This is a genomic window from Streptomyces sp. NPDC101234 (assembly GCF_044767525.1).
Lineage (GTDB): Bacteria > Actinomycetota > Actinomycetes > Streptomycetales > Streptomycetaceae > Streptomyces > Streptomyces sasae.
This window is the reverse complement of record NZ_JBIWOA010000069.1, coordinates 1-21,112: the sequence shown is the minus strand read 5'-3', so window position 1 is coordinate 21,112 and position 21,112 is coordinate 1. Positions and strand designations below refer to the sequence as shown.

Here is a 21,112-nt window from a genome sequence, read left to right as displayed (position 1 = left end):
GGCCGAGGTTCTCCGGGGAACGCGGCCTATCGCCTGTCCGCCCGTCCGCTAGCGGCGGAAGGAGGACAGGTCGAACTCGGGATCGCCGATGGTCGTGAACCAGGTGCGGATGCGGTTCTCGTCACCGCTGAAGGCGAGACCCAGCTGGAGCAGCACCCGCGCCTTCTGCGGGGCGAGATCCGCGGCCCCGATCACGCCGGGTGTCCCGCTGTCATAGGTGCCCTCGCCGCCGGTGCGGGTCGCCGAGACGAAGAGGACGCCCTTCTCGATCGCCCTCGCCTCGGCCGCGTTCTGCGCGCTCGAGATTCCGCCGGGACCGTGGCCGGAGGTCACGATCCCCTTGTCCCCGGCCTCCACCAGGGCGTCGATCGGGACCGCCGAGGACTCGATGTACCCGCTGACGATGTCCACCGCGGGCAGGTCGCTCGCCTTCTTCTTCGACAGGTCGAAGGGCGTCTTCCAGGAGCTCCGGCCGCACTTCATCACCCGGGCCGGGGCTCGCATCGTGCGGATGTGGTCCTCGTTGACGACACCGAGCGCGCCGTAGTTGCCGCCGCCGAAGGTGTCCATCCGGTAGCCGTCGGTCTTGGTGACCTCCCGGGCGGCGAAGAACTGGTCGTTCATCAGCATGACCGTGCCGTAGCAGGTCGTCTTTCCGCTGGCGGCCAGGCGGATCGAGCTGAACATGTTGGTCGCGCCGTCGGTGGTGAAGGTCTGCGACTGGTGCATCGAGCCGCTGATGACGACCGGCTTGTTCGACTGCACGGTCAGGTCGAGGTAGTACGCGTCCTCTTCGAGCACGTTGGTGCCGCTGTTGACGACGACGCCGTCGATCCCGGGAAGGGCGAGCGCTGCGTCCACCGTGCGGGAGAGGTCGTACATGTTCTTCGTGGTGGTCTGGGACGAGGTTCCGGTGACATCGGTCCGTACGACCGAGACGTTGGCGACGTTCCCCAGCTCCGGGTACAGCGGCCTGAGGACTCCCTGGACGCCGTCGGCCAGGGCCGGGCCGTAGTGCAGGTAGCTGATGCGGTCACGCGCGGTCGAGGTGATCGTGCCACCGGCGTCGACCACCACGACGTCGGGCAGCTTCGGGTTCCGGGCGGCCAGCGGCACCGGCTTGACCGTGACCTTCGGTATGCCCGCCGAGGCGGGGGCGGAGGTGCGGACGGACCGGGACGCCGTGGCGGCGGCGTTCGACGCCGTGACCACGGCCAGGGCGACGCCGGCGGCCGTGACCGCGGCAAGGGGAGTCACGTGACGCTTCGTGAGACCGGGACGCATCTTGCTCCTTGGGTAAAGGGAGTTGCATGGCGTCGCAAAGTGAAGCAATCCGGATAATTCATCTCAAAGTCGATCAAGTTAATGGTTTGTAAAGCGCGATCAAGGGTCGGCGGGCGGCCGCAGCGGCCCGGAGGGCATGGCTGAGCGCGGCGCGACGGGAGCCCTGACCCGACGCACCGGACGGTCGTACACGGTGTCTATGCGCGTGTGACCGTGCTCAGCCCTCCTGCCCTTGCCCGCGGTGCCCGGACGGGGGGAAGGGGGCCTCTTCCGGTGTCTTCGGTGCACGCCCTCGTGACGGGCCACTGTCGTGCGGGACCGGGTGGTCCGCGGTGAGGTCGAGGAGGACGAGCGCGTCGTGGGAGGGCGTACCGGGCTCGGCGTAGTAGGTCACCAGACGATGGCCGGGGGTGCCCTCCAGGTGCATCCCCTGGTAGCCGAGGGTGAAGGTGCCGACGTCGGGGTGGTGATAGGTCTTGCGGCCGAACGCGTGCGCCTTGACCTCGTAGCGCTCCCACAACCGGGCGAAGTCCGGGCTCTTGAGCAGGAGTTCACCGACGAGCGCGGTCAGGTCGGGTGCGTCGGGGTCGGTGCCGGCCAGGGCCCGCAGCCGGGCGACGCAGCCGCGCAGGGTGTGTTCCCAGTCGGCGAAGACCTCGCGGGCGGCGGGGTGGAGAAAGGCGTAGCGGGCGAGGTTGCGCTGCTTGAGCGGCCACTCCTCGATACCGGCGAACAGACGCAGCCCGGCGGGGTTCCACGCCAGCAGGTCGTTGGTGCGGGTGGCCACGTAGGCGGGGCTCGGCCGCAGGCTCTCCAGCACCAGCTTGACGCCGGGCCGCACCGTCCTGCTTGGCGCGGCAGGAGGATCCGGTGCGGTCCGGGCGGCGTGGGCGGCCAGGGTACGCAGGTGCTCGTGCTCGTCCGGCGTCAGCTGGAGGGCGCGGGCGAGTGCGTCGACGACGGACGGGCTGGGGCGGGTCTCCCTGCCGCGCTCCAGGCGGGCGTAGTAGTCGATGCTGACCCCGGCCAGTGTGGCCAGCTCCTCGCGGCGCAGCCCTGGGGTGCGGCGCAGCCCGGCGCCGGGGGCAAGGCCCGCCTGGGCGGGGGTCACCTGGGCGCGGCGCGCCCGCAGGTAGCGGCCCAGCTCGGTGCCGCCGCCGGTCGGCTGCTGCTGGTCACGTGTCATACCGTCCAGTCTGCCGGTCCTGTGACCTGCACGGCAGGCGTGTGGGGTGCCCTGTCACAGCACGGAACGCCACTGCCCGGCACAGCGCGGCCTGCCACTCCGGACCGCCGAGAGGGAGGCTGGGTGATGTTGCGGACGGCCTCTCCGGTTGATGGGCCGACTCCGCACGGCGCGAAGGGCCTGACACAGAGAGGGCCCCGGATGCACTGCTCCGTGGCGTAACACCCGGCACCCCAGGGGAGCCGAGGAGGCATCCGCCGGCGCCCTGGAAACGAAGGAATCGCCAACCGTGAAGCACATCAAGCTGGGCAGCCTGGACGTGTCCCGGATCGGCCTGGGCACGATGGGGATGAGCGGCGTCTACACCGGCCACGGCACGGACGACGCCGAGTCGGTCCGGACCGTGCACCGCGCGCTCGACCTGGGCGTCACCCTCCTCGACACCGCCGAGATCTACGGACCCTTCGTCAACGAGGAACTCGTCGGCAGGGCCGTCCGGGGCCGCCGGGACCAGGTCGTCCTGGCGACGAAGTTCGGCCTGGTCTCGTACACAGGCGCAGGCGACGGCACCCCGGGCACGCCCGACAGCAGCCCGGCGAACATCCGCGCCGCGGTCGAGGGCTCTCTCCGGCGGCTCGGCACCGACTACATCGACCTGTACTACCAGCACCGGGTCGACCCGGCCACGCCCATCGAGGACACCGTCGGCGCCCTCGCCGAGCTGGTCACCGAGGGCAAGATCCGCCACATCGGGCTGTCCGAGGCCGGCCCCGCCACGATCCGCCGCGCCCACGCCGTCCACCCCGTCGCCGCCCTGCAGACGGAGTACTCCCTGTGGACGCGTGACATCGAGGCGGAGATCCTGCCCGTGCTGCGGGAGCTCGGTATCGGCCTGGTGCCCTGGGCGCCGATCGGCCGCGGTTTCCTGACCGGCAAGATCCGCTCCACCGACCAGTTCGACGCCACCGACCGGCGCCTGACCAATCCGCGTTTCACCGAGGAGAACTTCCGGCGCAACCTGGCCCTCGTCGATGAGGTCGAGGCGGTCGCCGCGGCGGCGGGCGCCACCCCGGCGCAGGTGGCCCTGGCCTGGCTGCTCGCGCAGGGCGACGACATCGCCCCCATCCCCGGCACCAAGCGGGTCTCCCGCGTCGAGGAGAACACCGCCGCCGACGCGGTCGAGCTGACCGCCGAGCAGCTCGGCAAGCTCAACGACCTCACTCCGGCCGCGGGCGACCGCCTCGAAGCGGAGATGAACCAGCTGATCAACCTCTGAACCTCGACCCCGTGCACCGTACCCAAGGAGTTCAGACATGGCAGACGAGCCGACCCCTGCCCAGAAGGCGCTCGGAGCCTTCGCCCCGAAGCTGGTCCAGCTGACCGACGAGGTGCTGTTCGCAGATGTCTGGGAGCGTCCGGGTCTCTCCCCGCGTGACCGCAGCCTGATCACCGTCACCATCCTGGCGGCCCTGTACCGCCCGGAGCAGCTCGGCAACCACCTGCGCCGGGCACTGGAGAACGGGCTCACCGAGGACGAGCTGGTCGAGACCTTCACGCACCTGGCGTTCTACGCCGGATGGCCCAGCGCGATGAGCGCGGTCACCCAGCTCAAGAACATCGTCGAAGGCCAGGACAAGGGCTAGCAGGAGGCCGAGCAGTCATGCGTACCACCACACTGGGCCGCGGCGGCCCCGAACTCGGCGTCCTGGGCCTGGGCTGCATGGGCATGACCCATGCCTACGACACACAGGCCCCGCGCGACGACACCACCTCCGTCAAGGTGATCCACCAGGCCCTCGACCTGGGCATGACCCTGATCGACACGGCCGACGTGTACGGGCCGCTCACCAACGAGGAACTCGTCGGCCGGGCGCTCAAGGACCGCCGTGACCGGGCGGTGCTGGCCACCAAGGTCGGCGTCCTGTCCCGGGATGCCGAGGGCCGCCCCGTACGCGGCCCCAACGGCCGGCCGGAGCACGTCAGACTGTCGATCGACGAGAGCCTGGGGCGGCTCGGCACCGACCATGTCGACCTCTACCAGCTGCACCGAGTGGATCCGGCGGTGCCGATCGAGGAGACCTGGGGCGCCCTCGCCGAGACGGTGGCCGCCGGCAAGGCCCGCCACATCGGCCTGTCCGAGGTCACCGTCGAACAGATCAAGCGGGCCCAGGCCGTCCACCCGGTGGCCTCGGTGCAGTCCGAGCTGTCGCTGTGGACCCGCGACTGGCTGGACGAGGTGCTGCCGTACTGCCAGGAGCAGGGCATCGCCTTCCTGCCGTACTCGCCCCTGGGCAGGGGCTTCCTCACCGGCCGGTTCACCACCTTCGACGACCTGCCCGCCGACGACTTCCGCCGCTCGATGCCCCGCTTCCAGCAGGACGCGCTGCGCACCAACCTGGCCCTCGTCGCCAAGGTGCGGGAGATCGCCGAGCGAAGCGAGATGGGGGTTCCCCCGGCCGAAGGCTGGGGGAGGATCTGCGCCAGCCCGGCGCAGGTGGCGCTCGCCTGGGTGCTGTCCCAGGGCGAGTACGTCATCCCGATCCCCGGGACCAAGAACCCGGCGTACCTGCTCGACAACGCGGGCGCCGCGGACGTGGAGCTGAGCCCGGCGGACCTGGCCGAACTGGACGCCCTGCCGACACCGGAAGGCGGCCGCTACTGAGCCGCCGCACTCCGTCGACCAACCCCTCATATCAAGCAAGATCGGAAGAGTTTCATGCGCGCAACCATCATGTACGGTGCCGGCGACGTCCGTGTGGAGGACGTTCCCGACCCGAAGATCCAGAACCCCACCGACGCGATCGTCCGGGTGGTCCTCGCCTGCGTCTGCGGCAGCGACCTGTGGCCGTACGCCTCCATGCCCGCCTCCGGGGAGGGCCGTCGCATGGGACACGAGTTCCTCGGCATCGTCGAGGAGACCGGTTCCGAGGTGTCCGGTGTGAAGGCCGGTGACCTGGTGGTCGCGCCCTTCCTCTGGGCGGACAACACCTGCGTCTTCTGTAAGGAAGGCCTGCACGTGGCCTGCCCGCACGGCGGTCAGTGGGGCCCGAACGGCGTGGACGGCGGCCAGGGCGAGGCGGTCCGCGTCCCGCAGGCCCAGGGCACCCTGGTCAAGCTGCCGGTGCCCGAGGACTCCGCCCTCCTGTCCTCCCTGCTCAGCCTCTCCGACGTGCTGTGCACCGGCCACCACAGCGCGGTCAAGGCCGGTGTAGACGAGCGCACCACCGTCACCGTGATCGGCGACGGCGCGGTCGGCCTGTCCGCCGTCCTGGCCGCCAAGCGGCTCGGTGCCGAGCGGATCATCCTGATGGGCCGGCACAAGGACCGCACCGACCTGGGCGTCGAGTTCGGGGCCACCGAGGTCGTCGCCGAACGCGGCGAAGAAGGCATCGCTCGCGTGAAAGAGCTGACCGGCGGCATGGGCACCCACGCCGTGCTGGAGTGCGTCGGCGCCCTGTCGGCCTTCCAGACGGGTCTCGGCGTGGTCCGCCCGGGCGGTGCGATCAGCCGGGTCGGCGTACCGCAGTACGGCGAGATCCCCTTCGGCTTCATGGACTTCGCGAAGAACGTCACCATCACCGGCGGTGTGGCCCCGGCCCGCGCCTACATGGAGGAACTGCTGCCCGACATCCTGGAGGGGAAGATCCAGCCGGGCCGGGTCTTCGACCGCACCGTCGACCTGGAGGACACCGCGGACGCCTACCGCGCCATGGCCGACCGCGAGGCACTGAAGGTCATCGTCAAGCCCTGACGCCGGTCAGGGGAGCCGACCTGAGTCAGCTCCGCTCCTCCTCGACGTGCTCGGAGGCCGCTTCGGCGGCCCCCTTGTCGAGGAGGAGCATTTTGGCGTGGTCGGGGGTACCGGGTTCGGCGAAGAACACGACGAGCCGGTGGCCGGGAGTCCCGTCGAGCTGCATCGACTGGTAGCCGAGCGTGATGTCACCGACGTCCGGATGGTGGAAGGTCTTGTCGCCTCGCGGGTGCGGCTGAACGTCGTAGTCCGTCCATCGGCGCACGAACTCCGGGCATTCCCGCCTGAGTTCGTCGATGAGTTCGGACAGGCCGGGAGCGTCCGGTTCGGTGCCCGCAAGGGCCCGGATGCGGCCCACGCACGTGCGGACCTGCTCGTCCCAGTCGGCGAACAGCTTCGGCGCGCGTGGGTCGAGGAAGAGATAGCGCAGGGCGTTGTGCCGCTCGGGCGGCCAGTCCTCCGCCCCGGCGAAGAGACGGACCGAGCCGGGGTTGCCCGCGAGGATGTCCATCGTGCGGCTGATCACGTACGCCGGGTTGGGGCGCAGGCTCTCCAGCATCAGCTCGATGTCGGGCCGCACGGTCCGCTCGGCAGCGGCCGACGGTTCCGGCGCGGGCCTCCTGTCGGCTCGTTCGGCGAGATCGCGCAGATGCCGGTGCTCGTGCGCGTCCAGCCGGAGAGCATGCGCGAGGGAGTCGACCACGGCCGGGCTGGGGTTGGTCTCCTGGCCGCGCTCCAGGCGCGCGTAGTAGTCGATGCTGATTCCGGCCAGTGTGGCCAGCTCCTCGCGCCGCAGCCCCGGCGTACGCCGCAGTCCGGCATTGGTCACCAAGCCGACGTCCTCGGGCGTCACCCGGCTCCGGCGGGTGCGCAGGAAGATCCCCAGCCCGCTGCCGTCGGCGCTCTGCTGCTCGCGTGCCATGTGGTCCAGTATGCAGCCGGGACCACGTCCCGATCTGCTGTCCGCGCTGCCGCAAAAGCCCATCGGACGGGGCTGCGGACGGTCGGCGGTTCCGCCGCAGCCCGTCGTGGGCGGCCGTCGACGTCTTGCCCTCCACGCCGCCGAGCATGGAGATCGTCAGCGGGCTGTCCCGGCCGACGGCGATGTTCTTCGGGAGGCCGCCGTCGGTGCGGCGTCGGCGAACGGACAGCCGTGGATCCCGGCGGCCAGGAAGCGGCGCGTGTTGCCGTTGAGGTTGGTGCTGCTGCGAGAGCCGAACTGGGCGTGAGACCTGCCGGTCCGGCACTGTCACGCATCGCTCTGGTGATTCCCGTCGGGAGTCACCAGGGCAGTTCCGCGTCCGCGGCCGGGGCGCCGTCGCCCCAGAACCGCCCGCTCGGACCGTCGGCCGACAGCGTGGCCAGCGCGACGCTCACCAGAGCGCCCTGCTCCGGCGTGCGGGAGCCGGTGTGGTGGGTGAGGTCGGTCGCGCAGTGGCTGGGGTTGGCGGCGTTGACCTTGATCGGGGTGTCCCCCAGCTCCTTGGCGTACATCACGGTGACCATGTTCAGCGCGGTCTTCGACGCCGGGTAGGGAATCGTGGCCAGCTGGTGGAGTGGATGCTCCGGATCGCTCATGAAGGTCAGCGACCCGACCTCGCTGGAGACGTTGACGATCCGGGCGGCCTCGGCGCTGCGCAGCAGCGGCAGGAAGGCGTTGGTGACCGCCACTACGCCGAACACGTTCGCCTCGAAGACCTGGCGGAGGGCGGCCCGGGTGGCGGCGCTCGGTCCGCCGCGGGCGCCCTCGACGTCGCCGACGATGCCCGCGTTGTTGACCAGGACGTCGAGGCGTCCGTACGCGGCGTCCACGTGGTCGGCCGCTCGTTGGACGGACGCGTCGTCGGTGACGTCGATCTGGAGGAAACGGGCGTCGGCGCCGCCCTCGCGCAGCGCCGACGCGGCCTTCCGCCCCAGTTCCTCGTTCCGCGCACCGACCAGGACGGTCATGCCACGCTCGCCGAGCAGACGGGCGGTCTCGTAGCCGATGCCCTTGTTGGCACCTGTGATCAGCGCAATCAGTGTCATGCCCCGACCCTGCGGCGCCCGTGTCCGGCCCACCAGAGACCCGGTGAAGCTGGTACCGGCGATACCACCCACGGCCGCCATAGCTGGGGCAGCATGGAGGCATGATCCTGCGCGAGGACCTGGCGGCGTTCCTGCGGGCTCGCCGGGCTCGTCTGAAACCTCGTGACGTCGGGCTGCCGGACGGTCTGCGCCGCCGCACGCCCGGTCTGCGCCGGCAGGAGGTCGCCCAACTCGCCGGAATGTCCATCGAGTACTACATCCGGCTGGAACAGGGCCGTGGCCCGAACCCGTCCCGGCAGGTGCTCTCCGCGTTGGCCCGGGCACTGCTGCTCACCCGCGACGAGCGGGACTACCTCTTCCGCGTCGCCGGCGAAAGCCCGCCCCCGGCCGTCGGCCCGGTCCGCGAACTCACTCCCGCCGTGCGGTGCCTCCTCGACAGCATGCCGGAGGTGCCGGCCTACGTCGTCGACGCGAAGTACGAGCTTCTCGCCTGGAACGCGCTCGCGGAGCACTTCATCAGCAGTGTCGTGCGGGCACCGCAGGACGACCGCAACCTCGTCCGCTGGATGTTCCGCGAGGCCCTCGACCACCATCGCTGGGACGACGAGTCGGCGATCACGTTCGCCCGCGCGACCGTCGCCGACCTGCGTGCCTCCTACGCCCTCCACCCCGGCGACCGCGGGATCGAGGGGCTCGTCACCGAACTCCTCGGTACCTCACCACGATTCGCCGAGATGTGGGCGGCCCATGACGTCGAGGTGCGGCGCCGGGTCATCAAGAAGATCGACTCCGCCACCTTCGGGCCGCTGGAGTACGAGTGCCAGGTACTCCACATACCCGAGACCGGTCAACGCCTCATCGTCTACAGCGCCGAGCCGGGCTCCGCAACCCGGGAACTTTTCAGCCGTCTCGCTGCCACGGCCGTCTGAACCGGTCGGCGGCGCCCATAGCCGTGCTTCGGCCGACGCCGTTTCGCGGACTGCTACCGACCGGCGTCGGTCATTCAACAGGCACGGACGGAGGGTCCGTGGGGTCGCCGACGGCGCTCGCGTACGGCGGCGATGGCGTCGGCTTCGGACTGACACTCGCATCCGGGCCGGGGGCGCCGGAGAGTGGTTATGTCGTACCAGGGGTCCGAAGCGGGCGTCGTATTCGACATGGCGCATCGGCCCGACCACGAGGCAGGCGGCCTGCAACCACTCACCGTCAGTGAGGAGATGCAGGCTGCCGATCAGATCGTTCCTGGCGCTGAGGACATCGTGGACTCGTGAGGTGGTCGCGGCCAGCACCGAGCCGGCACGCAGGTAGCGAACGAGGTCCGCTTCATAGGGCGCACCTTTCCGTTGCACGCAGTCGTTCAGCGAGGGCCCGTCAGTGCGGCCATGCTCAAGCTCCCGGAACTCCCCGACTAAACGGCCTGCGTACATCATCTGGCTGCTCACGGCAGCACCCGAAGCGTCGATCACGGACGAGGGCAGATCCTTTGGGAACGAGCTTTGGTAACGCTCGGTCACGACAACAGGACCCGTTTTCAGAGGAGTTCGAGCTCCGTCACTCAGCCCTCGGGTCCGTTCAGCTGATCGCACACGGCGCAGGAACAAGGCCCAGCTTGCTCCGGCATGAGTCGACGGCCCGCGTGACCCAGTCGCTCACGGCGTCGCGATCTGTCGCGATCGCGTGAAGCTCACGTGCCTTCTCCTGGGCATCGACCATCCACGGGGCCAGTGCGGCCTCTCGAAGGACTTGTTGAAAGTGATCGCGGGCCATGTCCGGGTCCCTCGCCAGGGCGGCTGCGATCCCAGAGTCGAAGTTGTCCCACAGGAATCCCCGCCGGACAGGCCTGGAGGTCAGGTGCCGGGCTGCGTCCAACAGAGTCGGGAACCTTTCCACATCGGGCAGGGAACGGGAACATCCCGGGTCCGGGCCAAGACCCGGACCACCTCACCATCGTCCGCCACATGATCGATGACCAGCGCCGACAGCCCTGAAAACACCGTTGCCAGAAGGGAGTTGTCATCACGCATATAACGTCAACGATGCCCGTCGCTTGCCGTCACCACCGACTACGGAACAGAGCCCGGTGAGCGGTGTAACTCCCGAGCTGGAAGCGACAGTTGATGACTGACGTGACGAGTGACACCGAGGCCGGGGACGCCGCTGTGGGTGCAACGGGCACCGTGGATGACGGGCTGGTCGCCGAGCTGGTGGCCCGGGCCCAGGCCGGTGGAGTGAAGCTCACCGGGGAGGGCGGCCTGCTGCAGCAGCTGACCAAGCGGGTGCTGGAGTCCGCCCTGGAGGGCGAGCTCACTGATTATCTGGGGCACGAGCCCGGTGAGCGGGTCGAGGGCGGCCGGGAGAACTACCGCAACGGGCATCGGTCCAAGACGGTGATAACCGAGTCGGGGCCGGTCGAGATCGCGGTGCCACGGAACCGGGTCGGGTCGTTCGAGCCGCAGCTGGTCAAGAAGCGGCAGCGGCGTCTGGGCGGGGTGGACGAGATGGTCCTGTCGCTGTCGGCGAAGGGGCTGACGCATGGGGAGATCTCCGCGTATCTCGCCGAGGTGTACGGGGCGGAGATCTCCAAGTCCACGATTTCCACGATCACCGACAGTGTGATGGCGGGCATGACGGAATGGCAGAATCGTCCGCTGGACAGCGTCTACCCGGTCGTCTTCATCGACTGAGCTGTTTCAGAGTGGCCACCGATCGGGTGACGCCTGTGGTGGGCGCAACGCACGAGGCCCCCGTACCGTTGGAGGAGGTGTCCGAAGTCTCAACCCACAGGCACAGGAGCCGCGTTGGTTCCGTATTCTGCCGCACTCGACCTGCCCCACACCCAGTCCTCCCGGACCACCAGCATTCTTAAGGGGGCACCATGCTGATTGTCACCCGCGAGGGTGACCGTCGTTGCAAGCTCCCGCCGCACCAGCGTGCGCTGGTCGGTCTGGTGTACCTGCGCCGGCATGACACCCTCGCCCAACTCGTGGCCGGCTTCGGCATCTCCGTCGGCACTGCCCACGCCTACTCGACAGCCGTCGTCGACCTGCTCGCCGACCGCGCGCCCGGCCTGCTGCGCGCCCTGCGAGAGGCCGACCCGGACTACGCCCTCCTCGACGGCACCCTGGCCGAGTGCGACCGGGTCGGCGACAGCCGGGCCGACTTCTCCCACAAGCATCGCCGACACGGAGTGAACTTGATGCTCTGGGCGTCCAGCACGCAGGCGCTCGGCTCGGCGTTGCGCCCTTCGGCTTCGCGTACCAAACGGCGCAGGAGGCCGTTGAGCTGGTCGAAGACTCCTTCTTTCTGCCACGCGGCGAAGTACCCGTACACCGTCTCCCATGGGGCGAAGTCGTGCGGGAGGTAGCGCCAGGGGATCCCGGTGCGGTCGATGTACAGGATGGCGTCCATGATGCGGCGCAGTTCATGCTCGGGAGGACGGCCGATGTCCAGGCCCTTGCCTCTTCGTTCGGCCCGCCAGGCCGAAAGCACGGGTTCCAGCAGTTTCCAGCGAGCATCGGACAGATCGCTGGGATACGGGCGATGTCGCGTCATGTTTCGGTAGTACCGTCGTGCGCGGTGTGCCCCCAGGGCGTAAAAGGGTCTATGCGGGGGCGCCCTGGGATCAGACAGGAGCAAGTCAAACGAAACGGACTGACATACGAGGTCGCCGGTCACATGCGCAGCATGAAGCGCGTCTACCCCAATGACCCCAGACGGACTCGTCTCCTGAAGCGCCACTAAACACTTTTTACCGGGATAAAACGTTCTTTCATCACCGACGCTGACACCCGGCGCGCAACTGCCCGCTGGCGACGCTCCGACGGAGTCCCGCGCATCACACTTCACCCGATGCGTCCGGCGGCCTGACCTTCCGGGCGAACGGCTGCGGCCCCGTCCACCCCGATCGCTCGGGGTGGACGGGGCCGCAGCTGCACCCAAGACTTCCTCAAGATCACGCCAAATGAAATGGCGTCCTATGGAAGCGGAGTGAGGCACAGGGTGAAGCTGTCCTGGCCTCCGTACTCGTCGTACTCGGAATAGACCGTGCGGTCGCAGTGGGCATCACTGCCCTCGTGCCGCTCAGCAACCTTGAACTGGGCCTCGGTCGAACCGCAGTCGACAACAGTGGCTTCAGGAGCACTTTCTGTGCCGCTGATGTGCATGCACGCGCCGACTTCTGCGGTGTTCGCACTGTCGTCCAGTTCCGCGCCGATCGCGAAAGCGCCGACGATGAGGAACGGCGCGAAGACACCAATCGCCCCGACACGCCGTATGACCGGTTTGCCGGGATCGAGCGGAGGTCGTATTCCGTCGGCCGGAGGCGTCATTCGGCCGAAGCGGACGCGAGCGACAAGGTTGATGACCAGGGTGACTGGAGCGATGACGAGAGAGAAGATACTCCACCAACCCTGCCACAGCGTCTTGGTGGTCATCTCACGGTGCACGGCAATGCCGCAGGTGCGACAGAAGAGCCCTCGTACCTTGAGGAACCGCATGATGACCAGTATGCCCTGATGCCCTCGGACCGTGGTCTTCAGCGCCGGAATTCCCCCGCAGAATTGGCAGCGTTGCGGGCCCGAAACCGGCACAGGTGCGGGTTGAGTTGACGGAACTGGATACGGATTAACATTCTGCTGTGGCGTCGCCATGATTCCCCCCCGGGAAATGAAATTGAACGCATGTGGAAGTTGAAGTGTAGAGCAGCGAAACGACTCAAATATCCCCAGGCCAGCAGCTGCCGGTATCAACCTCGTCCAGCACACTCCCTGCTGTTCGAACCGCAACTATACCGGTCTGACCAACCCGGCGAACCTACGCGGTCACAGCACTAAAACGCGGTGCAGAATGCCGCGAGCTGGGCATTTTTCCCGAATGCGTGGGGTGTTGAGGGACAGGGCCCCGGCAAAGTCGTTTTGTAGCCCTGTGACGTGGGGTTTTGCGAGGGGGCGAGGTACGCGGACGTGTTCCGGTCCGGTTGGATGGAGGTTCCTACGCCTTACCGTCCGACCAGGGATCACGCCCGCGCCATGTCATCGTCTCTCATCCCCTCTCCTGTTCGCACGCCCGTCACGGATCATGAGCTCCATGTCCAGCTGCTCGCTCGGATACCTGATCCGCGCCGTCGGCGCGGGGTCCGGCATCCGGTGGGTGCTCTGATCGCGGTGGCGGTGTGCGCGGTGGTGGCCGGGGCCCGGGGGTTCACCGCGATCGGGGAGTGGGCCCGGGACGCAGGAGGCGCCGTGCTGGAACGGCTGGGGATCGGGCGGGGCGGGGTGGACGAATCCACTGTGCGGCGCCTGTTCGCCCGCCTCGAGCACATCGGTTGACAGTGCCGATCCTCCAGTTCTCCTCGGCACGGCCGGCGTCCTCTGCGCTCTGTGCCCGCTTTGGTATCGGGCCGCGGTTGCAGCGACTGATGAATGGGCGACAGCCGTCCGCGCACTGGTCAACCTGGGGCGCCACCCATTGGCTCAGGCCATGGGCCTTGACCTGCCACAGGACATCGCAGAAGAGAGAGAAATGTGGCGGATGGTCTCTCGGATGTCCCGTTCCCGGTTCCACGACCGAGCTGTCGCTTTGAACCGCTTCCGCTCCCCGCCTGGCACGGGTGAGCCTCGGTGAGCGACCGCCGGGGACGACGGGAGTCGGCGTTGGCATCTATGGGCGAGTCGCGTCTCCCGGATGCGACTTCTCGGCTGACGTGGACGTGGAGGCGGGTCGAACAGCTGCTCGCAGGATCGTCTCGCCGTGGTCCCAGGCGGGGTGGACGAGGTGCCCGTACACATCGACCGTAGTTTTGATCAGCCGCGTCGACCCCGAGCCCCGCGGGGATGCTCCGCGGATGGTGATGGTGATCGCTCCTGCGGGGCCGTCGACCCCACGCGCTCAGGACAACTACGAGCGCCGGGGGGTAAGTCCCGTCGCGAAATCGTCCCTTGCCTAAAGCGCTACGCGGCCCGCGAGGTCTTCCACCTGGTCAAACAGCTACAGCCGGCACCCCGCTCATAGGGGCTGTGGATCGGTGGGGTTCGAACGGGGGCCTGGTTCGGGTGAGTCTGCCGGTGCGGGTGCATGGTGTTGTCGAAGTGGCGCGTGGCCATGGTTGCCGGGTCCAGTCCGTCTACTCCTGGGTGTGACTCTCTCGTCCACAAGTTCGGGAACGCGGCCGACCGGCCGGAGGGCGGGGCTGTTTCCTTCATCGTGGGGACGGGCTGCGGCTCCTTCAAGCCGTCGACGGCGTACCCGGACCTGCCGGGCGTGATGACGTGGTCGACGAACTGCGACGCCGCGTCGGGGAACGCATGGTCGAACTCGGGTGGAGCCGCATGTGCACGCGTCGCCGTAGGCATGACAGGACATCGGCCGACGGTGGCCGCCACGTCGCGACGTGCTGGGCCCCGGACATCTCGCGTCCGGAGCCCAGCTCCCTTGTTCCCCCGCTGCGTCGTCGGGACCGGTGACCGCGCGAGCCCGCGGTCAGGTGCCGTAGAGCGCGGCCCAGGTGTGAACGCCGACCTCCCCGTCGACGGTCAGGTGGTGATCCGACTGGAAGCTCCTCACCGCGTGCAGGGTGTGGTCGCCGAACTTCCCGTCGATGTCGCTTACGCTGAGGTAGCGCCAGTGGGATAGCAGACACTGGGCCTGCTGGACCCGTGGGCCTGTGTCGCCGTAGACCGTCAGCGCGTTGCCGCTGTAGTACGCACACGCGTAAGCCGGTGCGATGGGGGCCGCCGACGCGGCGCCGACGGCCCAGCCGACGCCCGTGAAGGTCAGCACTGCGACCGCGGCGGTGACGCCGAGGCGGTGGGTGGTGCGTCGCATGGAGTGATACCTCCCGGTGGGTCGGTGACGTTCATGGGATCCACCTCGTGGTGGTGCACGGCGCTGTCCGCGCGCCGACGGGCTAGCAGTCCGGAACACCCGATATCTTCCGACCGCCCTGCAGGTACACGTTGCTGACCCAGGCGTAGTCGCTGCCTGTCGTGAGCGTCACCTTGCTCCACCAGGGGTTGGTCCCTCCATTGGGGTCGGGAACCGCGGTGGTGTTCTCGTTGGTCTGGCAGTAGTCGTAGAGGTTGATGTGCGACACCGTGTCGAGGATCGTGGCGCTGGTGTTGGGTGCCGCCCGCAGATGAACGTCGGTGGCGTAGACGTACACGGTTTTGCGGGCAGCCGGCTGCACCGAGGTCTGTCCGGCCGCCTGGGCAGCCGGGGAACAGAGCAGTCCCGACATGGCCATAGCCAGGGTTGCCGCCCCCACGAGTAGACGCTTGTTGGACTTCATGACACTCCTTCTCCTGCGCCCGTCGGGAAACGGGCTGTTTTCGGGATGAATGTGCGTCGGGAGTCAGCCCCCGGCGACGAGACGAAGCCCCCACCAGGACTCAGGGCCGGGGAATCCGTCCACGCTGACGTGCTTGTGGTAGACGCTGTTGTACGTCTGCTGGGCGAGCTCCATCGCAGCCTGCGAGTGCGGGCCGAAGATTCCGTCGACGGTGTCCGTGTAGTACCCGATACGACTGAGCAGGCACTGAGCCTCGATGCCCGCACTCGTCACCGAGGTCGATGACGGAACGACCGTGTTCCCGCTGTAGTGACCGGCGTATTCACCTCCTCCGGAGGCGTAGAAGTGGCAGGAGTACGCCTGGGTGGACAGGGTGTGGGCCTGGGCCGCGGAGGCGGTGGCCAGTCCGCTGCCCAGCAGAGCGGCAGCAGCCAGGGTCGCTGGAAGACGCCTGCGGACGTGCATGGCGAATGTCCCTCCGTCATGGGATGGATCGGGTCAGCCGGTGGTGGGCAGGTCGTAGTCGCAGCCGGAACCGAGCCAGCCGAGAAGGTCGTCGCCGGTCTCCGGGCCGACGATCCCGTCCACGCCGAGCCGTGGTTCGTAGTTGGAGTCCCACCACTTCTGGAAGGCGATCACGCCTTTGTACGTGTCCGGCCCGAAGAGTCCGTCCACCGTTACGTGGTACGGGGCCGGCGAGTTGTTGATCCCCTCCTGGGTGCACTTGACCGCGTTGTAGTGGTTGGGATAGCCGTAGCCGACCCAGTCCGCGCCGACTCGTGCGTCGGCCGCGCCCGCTGTGCCGATTGCGGCGAGCGCGAGAGCAGTACTCAGTACGGCGCTTCTCGCGGCCAGTTTCCTCATCGATGTCCCTTTCCTGTGTCCCTGATTCCTGCTGCCGTCCGGTCGTCGCGCAGGTGACGGGTGAGCTGGCGGAGCGACCACGCCGATCCGCCGGTGACCCCGTTTGTACAGCCGTTTCGTTGTCCGGAATCGGGGGTTGAGTGCCGGACAACAAGCTCCGGACAATGTGCCGGGTCTGTTGATCTCGGGGAGGTATGGGGTGCCACGAGCCGAGCGTCCGTTGGCGGACGACGATGGCGTGCTGACCGTCTTCGCGGCCGACCTGCGGCGATTACGGGCTGAGGCAGGAAGTCCGCCTTACCGCGAGTTGGCCCGCCGGGCTCATTACTCGTCCACGACCCTCGCGGATGCCGCCGCAGGGCGGAAACTGCCGAGCCTGCCGGTCACCCTCGCGTACGTACGGGCCTGCGACGGTGATCCGGCCAAGTGGGAGGCGCGATGGCGGTCGACCGCCGCGGAACTGGCGGCCGAGATACCGGACGAGGCTCTCCCCGAGCCCCTCGACGATGAACGCCGGAGCCCCTACGCGGGACTCGCGGCGTTTCAGCCGGAGGACGCCGAACGGTTCTTCGGACGGGAACGGCTGACCGACGACCTGGTCACCCGCGTCCGTGACCGTCGCTTCCTCGCCGTGTTCGGAGCCTCCGGCTCGGGCAAGTCGTCGCTGTTGCGGGCCGGTCTGCTGCCCAGGGCCGATGCCATCACACCGGGGAAAGGTGAATGGCGCACGGTGCTGCTCGTCCCAGGCCCTCACCCGCTGGAGGAGTGCGCCGCACAGCTGGCCGCGCTGGGGGGCGGATCAGCCACCGCCCTGTCCGAGGAGCTCCAGGACAAGCCCCGAGCCCTGCACCTGACCGTGCTGCAGATCCTCGCCGACCGTCCCGAGGGCAGCGAACTCCTGTTGGTTGTAGACCAGTTCGAGGAGGTCTTCACCCTCTGCACCAGCACACGGGAACGAGCCTCGTTCATCGAGGCACTGACTACCGCAGCTCAGGCCCCCAACAGTCGCACCCGGGTCGTGATCGGCGTCCGGGCCGACTTCTATGCCCGCTGCTCCGAACACCCTGACCTCGTCACGGCGTTGCGGGACGCCCAGCTGCTTGTCGGCCCGATGGTCACCGACGAGTTGCGCCGGGCCATCAGCCAACCCGCTGTACAGGCCGAGTGCACCGTCGAAACCCCGCTGCTGGCCCGCGTTGTCGCCGATGCCGCAGGCCAGGCCAACGCCCTGCCCCTGGTCTCCCACGCCCTGCGCGAGACCTGGCGCCGTCGACGCGGCAACACCCTCACCCTGTCCGGTTACGAAGCCGCCGGTGGTATCCGGCACGCTCTCGGACAGACCGCTGAAACCGTCTTCGCCGGCCTGGCGCCCCCGCAACAGCGCCTGGCCCGCGCTCTCTTCCTGCGCCTCGTCGCTCTCGGAGAGGGGACCGACGACACCAAACGACGTGTCGCGCGCGCCGAATTGGACGCACTCGCCCACCCCGGCACCCAGGCCGTCCTGGACGCGCTGGCTCAGGCGCGCCTTGTCACACTGGACACCGACACCGTCGAGATCACCCACGAGGCACTGCTCCAGGCATGGCCGCGGCTGGCTGGCTGGCTGAACGAGGACAGGGCAGGACTGCTCACCCACCAGCGGTTGACGGAAGCCGCGACCGCCTGGGCGCACGATCACAGGGACCAGAGCCTGCTCTACCGTGGCAGTCAGCTGGCTACGGCCACCGAATGGGCCGAACGTCACCGCGGCGACCTCTTCCTCAGCGAACGGGTCCAGGACTTCCTGATGGCATCCCTCCGGCAGCAACGCCGGGTCGGCCACCTGCGCCGGGCCGCAGTCGCCGTACTGGCTGTCCTGGCGGTACTGGCCTCCACGGCTGCCGTCGTCGCGTTCCAGCAGCGCGGCGCCGCACGGGCGGAGCGTGATGTCGCCATATCCCGTGAGATCACTGCCCGGTCCGAGCAGGTGGAGAGCAACGACGTGTCGCTGGCCGCACGTCTCAGCCTGGCCGCCTATCGGCTGAGGCCCTCACCCGAGCTCTACACCAGGCTCCTCAGCACCGAGAACACGCCCCTCGCGACCACGCTGACAGGCCACACCGACACCCTTTTCGCCGTGGCCTACAGTCCCGACCGGCGCACCTTGGCCACTGCAGGCGCCGACGGCAGCGTGCGCCTGTGGAATGTCACCGATTCCGCCCACCCCCTGCCTCTCGGAAAACCCCTCAAGGACCATATCGGCTGGGTGTACTGGCTGGCCTTCAGCCCCGACGGCCACACCCTGGCGGTAGCGGGCCGCGACCGGGCGGTACGCCTGTGGAACGTCACCGACCCCACTCGCCCCCGCGTGTGGGGGCCGCCCCTGACGGGCCACACCAGTTACGTGTTCTCCGTCTCGTTCAGCGCCGACGGTCGGATCCTCGCCACCGCGAGCTACGACCACACACTGCGGCTTTGGAACGTGGCCGACCCCGCGCACGCCACACCCATCGGTCACGCCTTGACCGGCCACGTGGGGGCGGTCGCCTCCGCGACATTCAGTCCGAAAGGGCGCGTGCTCGCCAGCGCCGGCCACGACCACACCATCCACCTGTGGGACATCGCGGACCCTGCCAACCCCAAGCCTCTCGGACCTCCGCTGAAAGGCCACAAGGACACCGTCTACGCGGTCGCCTTCAGCCCCGACGGACGCACGCTCGCCAGCGTCAGCAACGACCACACCGTACGCCTGTGGGACGTCTCCCGTCCCGCGCGCGCCACACCTCTGGGCCCTGCGCTGACCGGCCACACCGACTCCGTGTACGCCGTGGCGTTCAGCCCCGACGGACAGACGCTCGCCACCGCCGGTGCCGACCACACCATACGGCTGTGGAACGTCACCGACCCCGGGCACCCGTCGGCCCTCGGCGAGCCCCTGACCGGTCACACCGACTACGTGTACTGGCTGGCCTTCAGCCCCGACGGCCACACGCTCGCCAGTGCCTCCCGCGACCACACCGTGCGGCTGTGGAACCTCCCCGGGAGCCGTCTGGCCGCCCCTGGCCCCCTCAACGCCGTCGCATTCAGCCCCGACGGCCATGTCCTGGCCACCGGCGGCACCGGCCAGAGCACGAAGCTCTGGAACGTCACCGATCCCGGACGTCCCAGAGCATTGTCGGCACTGACAGGCCCCACGGGCACCGGCTCCCGTGTGGCCTTCAGCCGGAACGGTCACGTGCTGGCCACATCAGGCGCCGACGGCACCGTGCGCCTGTGGAACGTCGCCGACCCCCACCGCCCCAGCCGCCTGCCAGTGCTGGCTGGCCACACGGGCCCGGTCACGCGCATGGTATTCAGCCCGAACGGCCGTGTGCTGGCCACCGCGAGTGCCGACCGGACCGTACGGCTGTGGAACGTCACCGACCCACAGCATGCTCGAAGCCTGGGCGTCCTGCGGGGCCACACCGACAGTGTCGATGCGCTGGCATTCAGCCCAGACGGGCACGTCCTGGCCAGCGCGGGCTCTGATGACACGCTGCGCCTGTGGAACATGTCCGATCCGGCACGGCCCGAGTTCTTCCGGCCCGCCCTGCAGACCGACAGCGGCGGCATCAGGGACGCGGCCTTCAGCCCGGACGGCCACACACTGGCCACCGCCAGCGCCGACCACACCATACGGCTGTGGAACGTCACCGACCCTGCCCACTGCGCACAGGTGGGGAAGCCGCTCACCGGCCACACCAGCTTCGTCGACTCCCTCGTCTTCAGCCCAGACGGACGCACCCTGGCCACCGGTGGCGACGACCAGACCGTGCGCCTGTGGGACGTGGCCGACCCAGCCCACGCTACCGCCATAGGATCGGCCCTGACTGGTCACACCGGAGTCGTCAACGACACGGCCTTCAGCCCAGACGGGCGTGTCCTCGCAACCGTCGCCGACGACCGTACCGTTCAGCTGACGCGAGTCAGCGTCGGGGCGCCCGTCCAGCGAATCTGCGCCACTACCCACAACGCCCTTACGCCCCAGCAGTGGCAGCAATACCTGCCCGATCTTCCATTCCGTTCCCGGTGCTGACGCGCCTTGGCCCGCATCGTCAGGGCGGTCGGCGACAAGCCCATCGGAACCGGGCAGTGCGCACCACGCGCCGGATGTCGACGACGGCTTAATCGGTTCAGTCCGCGATTTCGTGAATCCCCAGGTGGACCTGCTCCAACACCGTGCGGTGACCAGCTGTTGGCACGGGTCCGCGAAGTCGAGCGGGAAGCCCCCACCCCGATCCTCCCCTTCGCACAGGGCCTCTGCCTCGACCTTGATGCCGTCACCGCCGGCCTCACCCTCCCCTGGAACTCAGGCATCGTCGAGGGCCACGTCAACCGCATCAAGACCATCAAACGACAGATGTACGGCCGAGCCTCGTTCCGCCTCCTACGCACCCGCATCCGACCCGTTCCGCAGTCGCCGTCACCGGCGCCGTCGGGGCCTGCCCGAGCAACTCGCGGGCGCCGACTGTAGTGGTGTGCTCGGACAGTTCGGTACGTAGGTCTGCTGGATGATCGTCCCGTCGGACCTGGCAGGCGCTCGACCGAAGTGACTCGGTCGAGCGCCTGAACGACCCTCAGGGGTCAGTCGAGTTGGTTGATCAGTGAGCTTCTTCAGCGTTGCCGCTCCAGCGTGAGGATGGCCTTGGCGATTGACGTCATTCGATTCGGGCTGCACCGGGACCTGCGGTAGATG

At 68.6% G+C, this 21,112-nt stretch carries 16 protein-coding genes and 4 pseudogenes; 9 read left to right on the top strand and 11 right to left on the bottom strand.

All coding sequences use genetic code 11. The features are described from left to right. Positions 1-48 precede the first annotated feature (48 nt). Positions 49-1,257, bottom strand: coding sequence for an asparaginase (locus ACIRR9_RS53825; RefSeq protein WP_403768744.1), 1,209 nt, complete (start codon positions 1,255-1,257; stop codon positions 49-51). A gap of 244 nt (positions 1,258-1,501) precedes the next feature. Next, positions 1,502-2,470 carry a helix-turn-helix transcriptional regulator gene (locus tag ACIRR9_RS53820; RefSeq protein ID WP_403768741.1) on the bottom strand — a complete coding sequence of 323 codons (969 nt, stop codon included), beginning with the start codon at positions 2,468-2,470 and terminating at the stop codon, positions 1,502-1,504. A 289-nt stretch (positions 2,471-2,759) separates the two neighbouring features. Here ACIRR9_RS53820 and ACIRR9_RS53815 point away from each other — a divergent pair, with 289 nt between their 5' ends. The 4 genes from ACIRR9_RS53815 to ACIRR9_RS53800 are packed head-to-tail and all read left to right on the top strand — an operon-like array spanning position 2,760 to position 6,221. Next, entirely contained in the window at positions 2,760-3,746 is a 987-nt protein-coding gene (locus ACIRR9_RS53815) for an aldo/keto reductase (RefSeq protein WP_403768739.1), read from the top strand. 37 nt (positions 3,747-3,783) lie between these two features. Continuing rightward, on the top strand, positions 3,784-4,113 hold the full coding sequence (locus ACIRR9_RS53810) for a carboxymuconolactone decarboxylase family protein (protein WP_403768737.1): 330 nt from the start codon (positions 3,784-3,786) through the stop codon (positions 4,111-4,113). A 17-nt stretch (positions 4,114-4,130) separates the two neighbouring features. Then, on the top strand, positions 4,131-5,132 hold the full coding sequence (locus ACIRR9_RS53805; protein WP_403768734.1) for an aldo/keto reductase: 1,002 nt from the start codon (positions 4,131-4,133) through the stop codon (positions 5,130-5,132). Positions 5,133-5,186: 54 nt separating this feature from the next. After that, complete coding sequence (locus ACIRR9_RS53800; RefSeq protein WP_403768731.1) at positions 5,187-6,221, top strand: zinc-binding dehydrogenase; 1,035 nt, start codon at positions 5,187-5,189, stop codon at positions 6,219-6,221. A 25-nt stretch (positions 6,222-6,246) separates the two neighbouring features. Here the strand turns inward: ACIRR9_RS53800 and ACIRR9_RS53795 are convergent, their stop codons facing one another. Both ACIRR9_RS53795 and ACIRR9_RS53790 read right to left on the bottom strand, forming a co-directional pair. Then, positions 6,247-7,143 carry a helix-turn-helix transcriptional regulator gene (locus ACIRR9_RS53795; protein WP_403768728.1) on the bottom strand — a complete coding sequence of 299 codons (897 nt, stop codon included), beginning with the start codon at positions 7,141-7,143 and terminating at the stop codon, positions 6,247-6,249. A 359-nt stretch (positions 7,144-7,502) separates the two neighbouring features. Next, positions 7,503-8,249 carry an SDR family oxidoreductase gene (locus ACIRR9_RS53790; protein WP_403768726.1) on the bottom strand — a complete coding sequence of 249 codons (747 nt, stop codon included), beginning with the start codon at positions 8,247-8,249 and terminating at the stop codon, positions 7,503-7,505. A 101-nt stretch (positions 8,250-8,350) separates the two neighbouring features. Between ACIRR9_RS53790 and ACIRR9_RS53785 the strand changes: the two genes are divergently transcribed. The 3 genes and pseudogenes from ACIRR9_RS53785 to ACIRR9_RS53775 form a co-directional block, all read left to right on the top strand. After that, positions 8,351-9,178, top strand: coding sequence for a helix-turn-helix transcriptional regulator (locus ACIRR9_RS53785; protein WP_403768723.1), 828 nt, complete (start codon positions 8,351-8,353; stop codon positions 9,176-9,178). A gap of 1,188 nt (positions 9,179-10,366) precedes the next feature. Further along, positions 10,367-10,930: pseudogene (locus ACIRR9_RS53780) on the top strand (transposase); the annotation flags it as partial. A gap of 117 nt (positions 10,931-11,047) precedes the next feature. Then, positions 11,048-11,475, top strand: a pseudogene (locus tag ACIRR9_RS53775) (transposase family protein); the annotation flags it as partial. Here the strand turns inward: ACIRR9_RS53775 and ACIRR9_RS53770 are convergent. Together ACIRR9_RS53770 and ACIRR9_RS53765 are read right to left on the bottom strand one after the other, a co-directional pair. Beyond that, positions 11,442-11,801 (bottom strand): annotated as a pseudogene (locus ACIRR9_RS53770) (transposase); the annotation flags it as partial. The pseudogenes ACIRR9_RS53775 and ACIRR9_RS53770 overlap by 34 nt on opposite strands. Positions 11,802-12,223: 422 nt before the next feature. After that, complete coding sequence (locus tag ACIRR9_RS53765; RefSeq protein ID WP_403768720.1) at positions 12,224-12,745, bottom strand: hypothetical protein; 522 nt, start codon at positions 12,743-12,745, stop codon at positions 12,224-12,226. A 483-nt stretch (positions 12,746-13,228) separates the two neighbouring features. Between ACIRR9_RS53765 and ACIRR9_RS53760 the strand changes: the two genes are divergently transcribed. Beyond that, positions 13,229-13,576: a transposase family protein gene (locus ACIRR9_RS53760; protein ID WP_403768717.1), complete on the top strand. Its 348-nt coding sequence runs from the start codon at positions 13,229-13,231 to the stop codon at positions 13,574-13,576. Positions 13,577-14,726: 1,150 nt separating this feature from the next. Here the strand turns inward: ACIRR9_RS53760 and ACIRR9_RS53755 are convergent. From ACIRR9_RS53755 to ACIRR9_RS53740, 4 genes are all read right to left on the bottom strand, one after another. Continuing rightward, on the bottom strand, positions 14,727-15,071 hold the full coding sequence (locus ACIRR9_RS53755) for a peptidoglycan-binding protein (RefSeq protein ID WP_403768715.1): 345 nt from the start codon (positions 15,069-15,071) through the stop codon (positions 14,727-14,729). 82 nt (positions 15,072-15,153) lie between these two features. Beyond that, a complete protein-coding gene (locus tag ACIRR9_RS53750) occupies positions 15,154-15,534 on the bottom strand; it encodes an SH3 domain-containing protein (protein WP_403768712.1) in 381 nt (126 codons plus the stop codon). 63 nt (positions 15,535-15,597) lie between these two features. Then, a complete protein-coding gene (locus ACIRR9_RS53745; RefSeq protein ID WP_403768709.1) occupies positions 15,598-15,999 on the bottom strand; it encodes a peptidoglycan-binding protein in 402 nt (133 codons plus the stop codon). Between the two features lie 33 nt (positions 16,000-16,032). Beyond that, entirely contained in the window at positions 16,033-16,398 is a 366-nt protein-coding gene (locus ACIRR9_RS53740; protein ID WP_403768706.1) for a peptidoglycan-binding protein, read from the bottom strand. A 199-nt stretch (positions 16,399-16,597) separates the two neighbouring features. On the opposite strand from ACIRR9_RS53740, the gene ACIRR9_RS53735 reads away from it, so the two are divergent. Then, positions 16,598-20,452 (top strand): hypothetical protein, encoded by a 3,855-nt coding sequence (locus tag ACIRR9_RS53735; RefSeq protein WP_403768703.1) that lies wholly within the window; start codon positions 16,598-16,600, stop codon positions 20,450-20,452. Positions 20,453-21,030: 578 nt separating this feature from the next. Here ACIRR9_RS53735 and ACIRR9_RS53730 read toward each other — a convergent pair. Beyond that, positions 21,031-21,112: pseudogene (locus ACIRR9_RS53730) on the bottom strand (IS5/IS1182 family transposase); the annotation flags it as partial.

Excerpts from the sequence above, each read along its gene's own strand:
- ACIRR9_RS53820 (WP_403768741.1), bottom strand. The coding sequence starts at position 2,470 with ATGACACGTGACCAGCAGCAGCCGACCGGCGGCGGCACCGAGCTGGGC.
- ACIRR9_RS53810 (WP_403768737.1), top strand. The coding sequence starts at position 3,784 with ATGGCAGACGAGCCGACCCCTGCCCAGAAGGCGCTCGGAGCCTTCGCC.
- ACIRR9_RS53805 (WP_403768734.1), top strand. The coding sequence starts at position 4,131 with ATGCGTACCACCACACTGGGCCGCGGCGGCCCCGAACTCGGCGTCCTG.
- ACIRR9_RS53800 (WP_403768731.1), top strand. The coding sequence starts at position 5,187 with ATGCGCGCAACCATCATGTACGGTGCCGGCGACGTCCGTGTGGAGGAC.
- ACIRR9_RS53795 (WP_403768728.1), bottom strand. The coding sequence starts at position 7,143 with ATGGCACGCGAGCAGCAGAGCGCCGACGGCAGCGGGCTGGGGATCTTC.
- ACIRR9_RS53790 (WP_403768726.1), bottom strand. The coding sequence starts at position 8,249 with ATGACACTGATTGCGCTGATCACAGGTGCCAACAAGGGCATCGGCTAC.
- ACIRR9_RS53785 (WP_403768723.1), top strand. The coding sequence starts at position 8,351 with ATGATCCTGCGCGAGGACCTGGCGGCGTTCCTGCGGGCTCGCCGGGCT.
- ACIRR9_RS53765 (WP_403768720.1), bottom strand. The coding sequence starts at position 12,745 with ATGCGGTTCCTCAAGGTACGAGGGCTCTTCTGTCGCACCTGCGGCATT.
- ACIRR9_RS53760 (WP_403768717.1), top strand. The coding sequence starts at position 13,229 with ATGGAGGTTCCTACGCCTTACCGTCCGACCAGGGATCACGCCCGCGCC.
- ACIRR9_RS53755 (WP_403768715.1), bottom strand. The coding sequence starts at position 15,071 with ATGCGACGCACCACCCACCGCCTCGGCGTCACCGCCGCGGTCGCAGTG.
- ACIRR9_RS53750 (WP_403768712.1), bottom strand. The coding sequence starts at position 15,534 with ATGAAGTCCAACAAGCGTCTACTCGTGGGGGCGGCAACCCTGGCTATG.
- ACIRR9_RS53745 (WP_403768709.1), bottom strand. The coding sequence starts at position 15,999 with ATGCACGTCCGCAGGCGTCTTCCAGCGACCCTGGCTGCTGCCGCTCTG.
- ACIRR9_RS53740 (WP_403768706.1), bottom strand. The coding sequence starts at position 16,398 with ATGAGGAAACTGGCCGCGAGAAGCGCCGTACTGAGTACTGCTCTCGCG.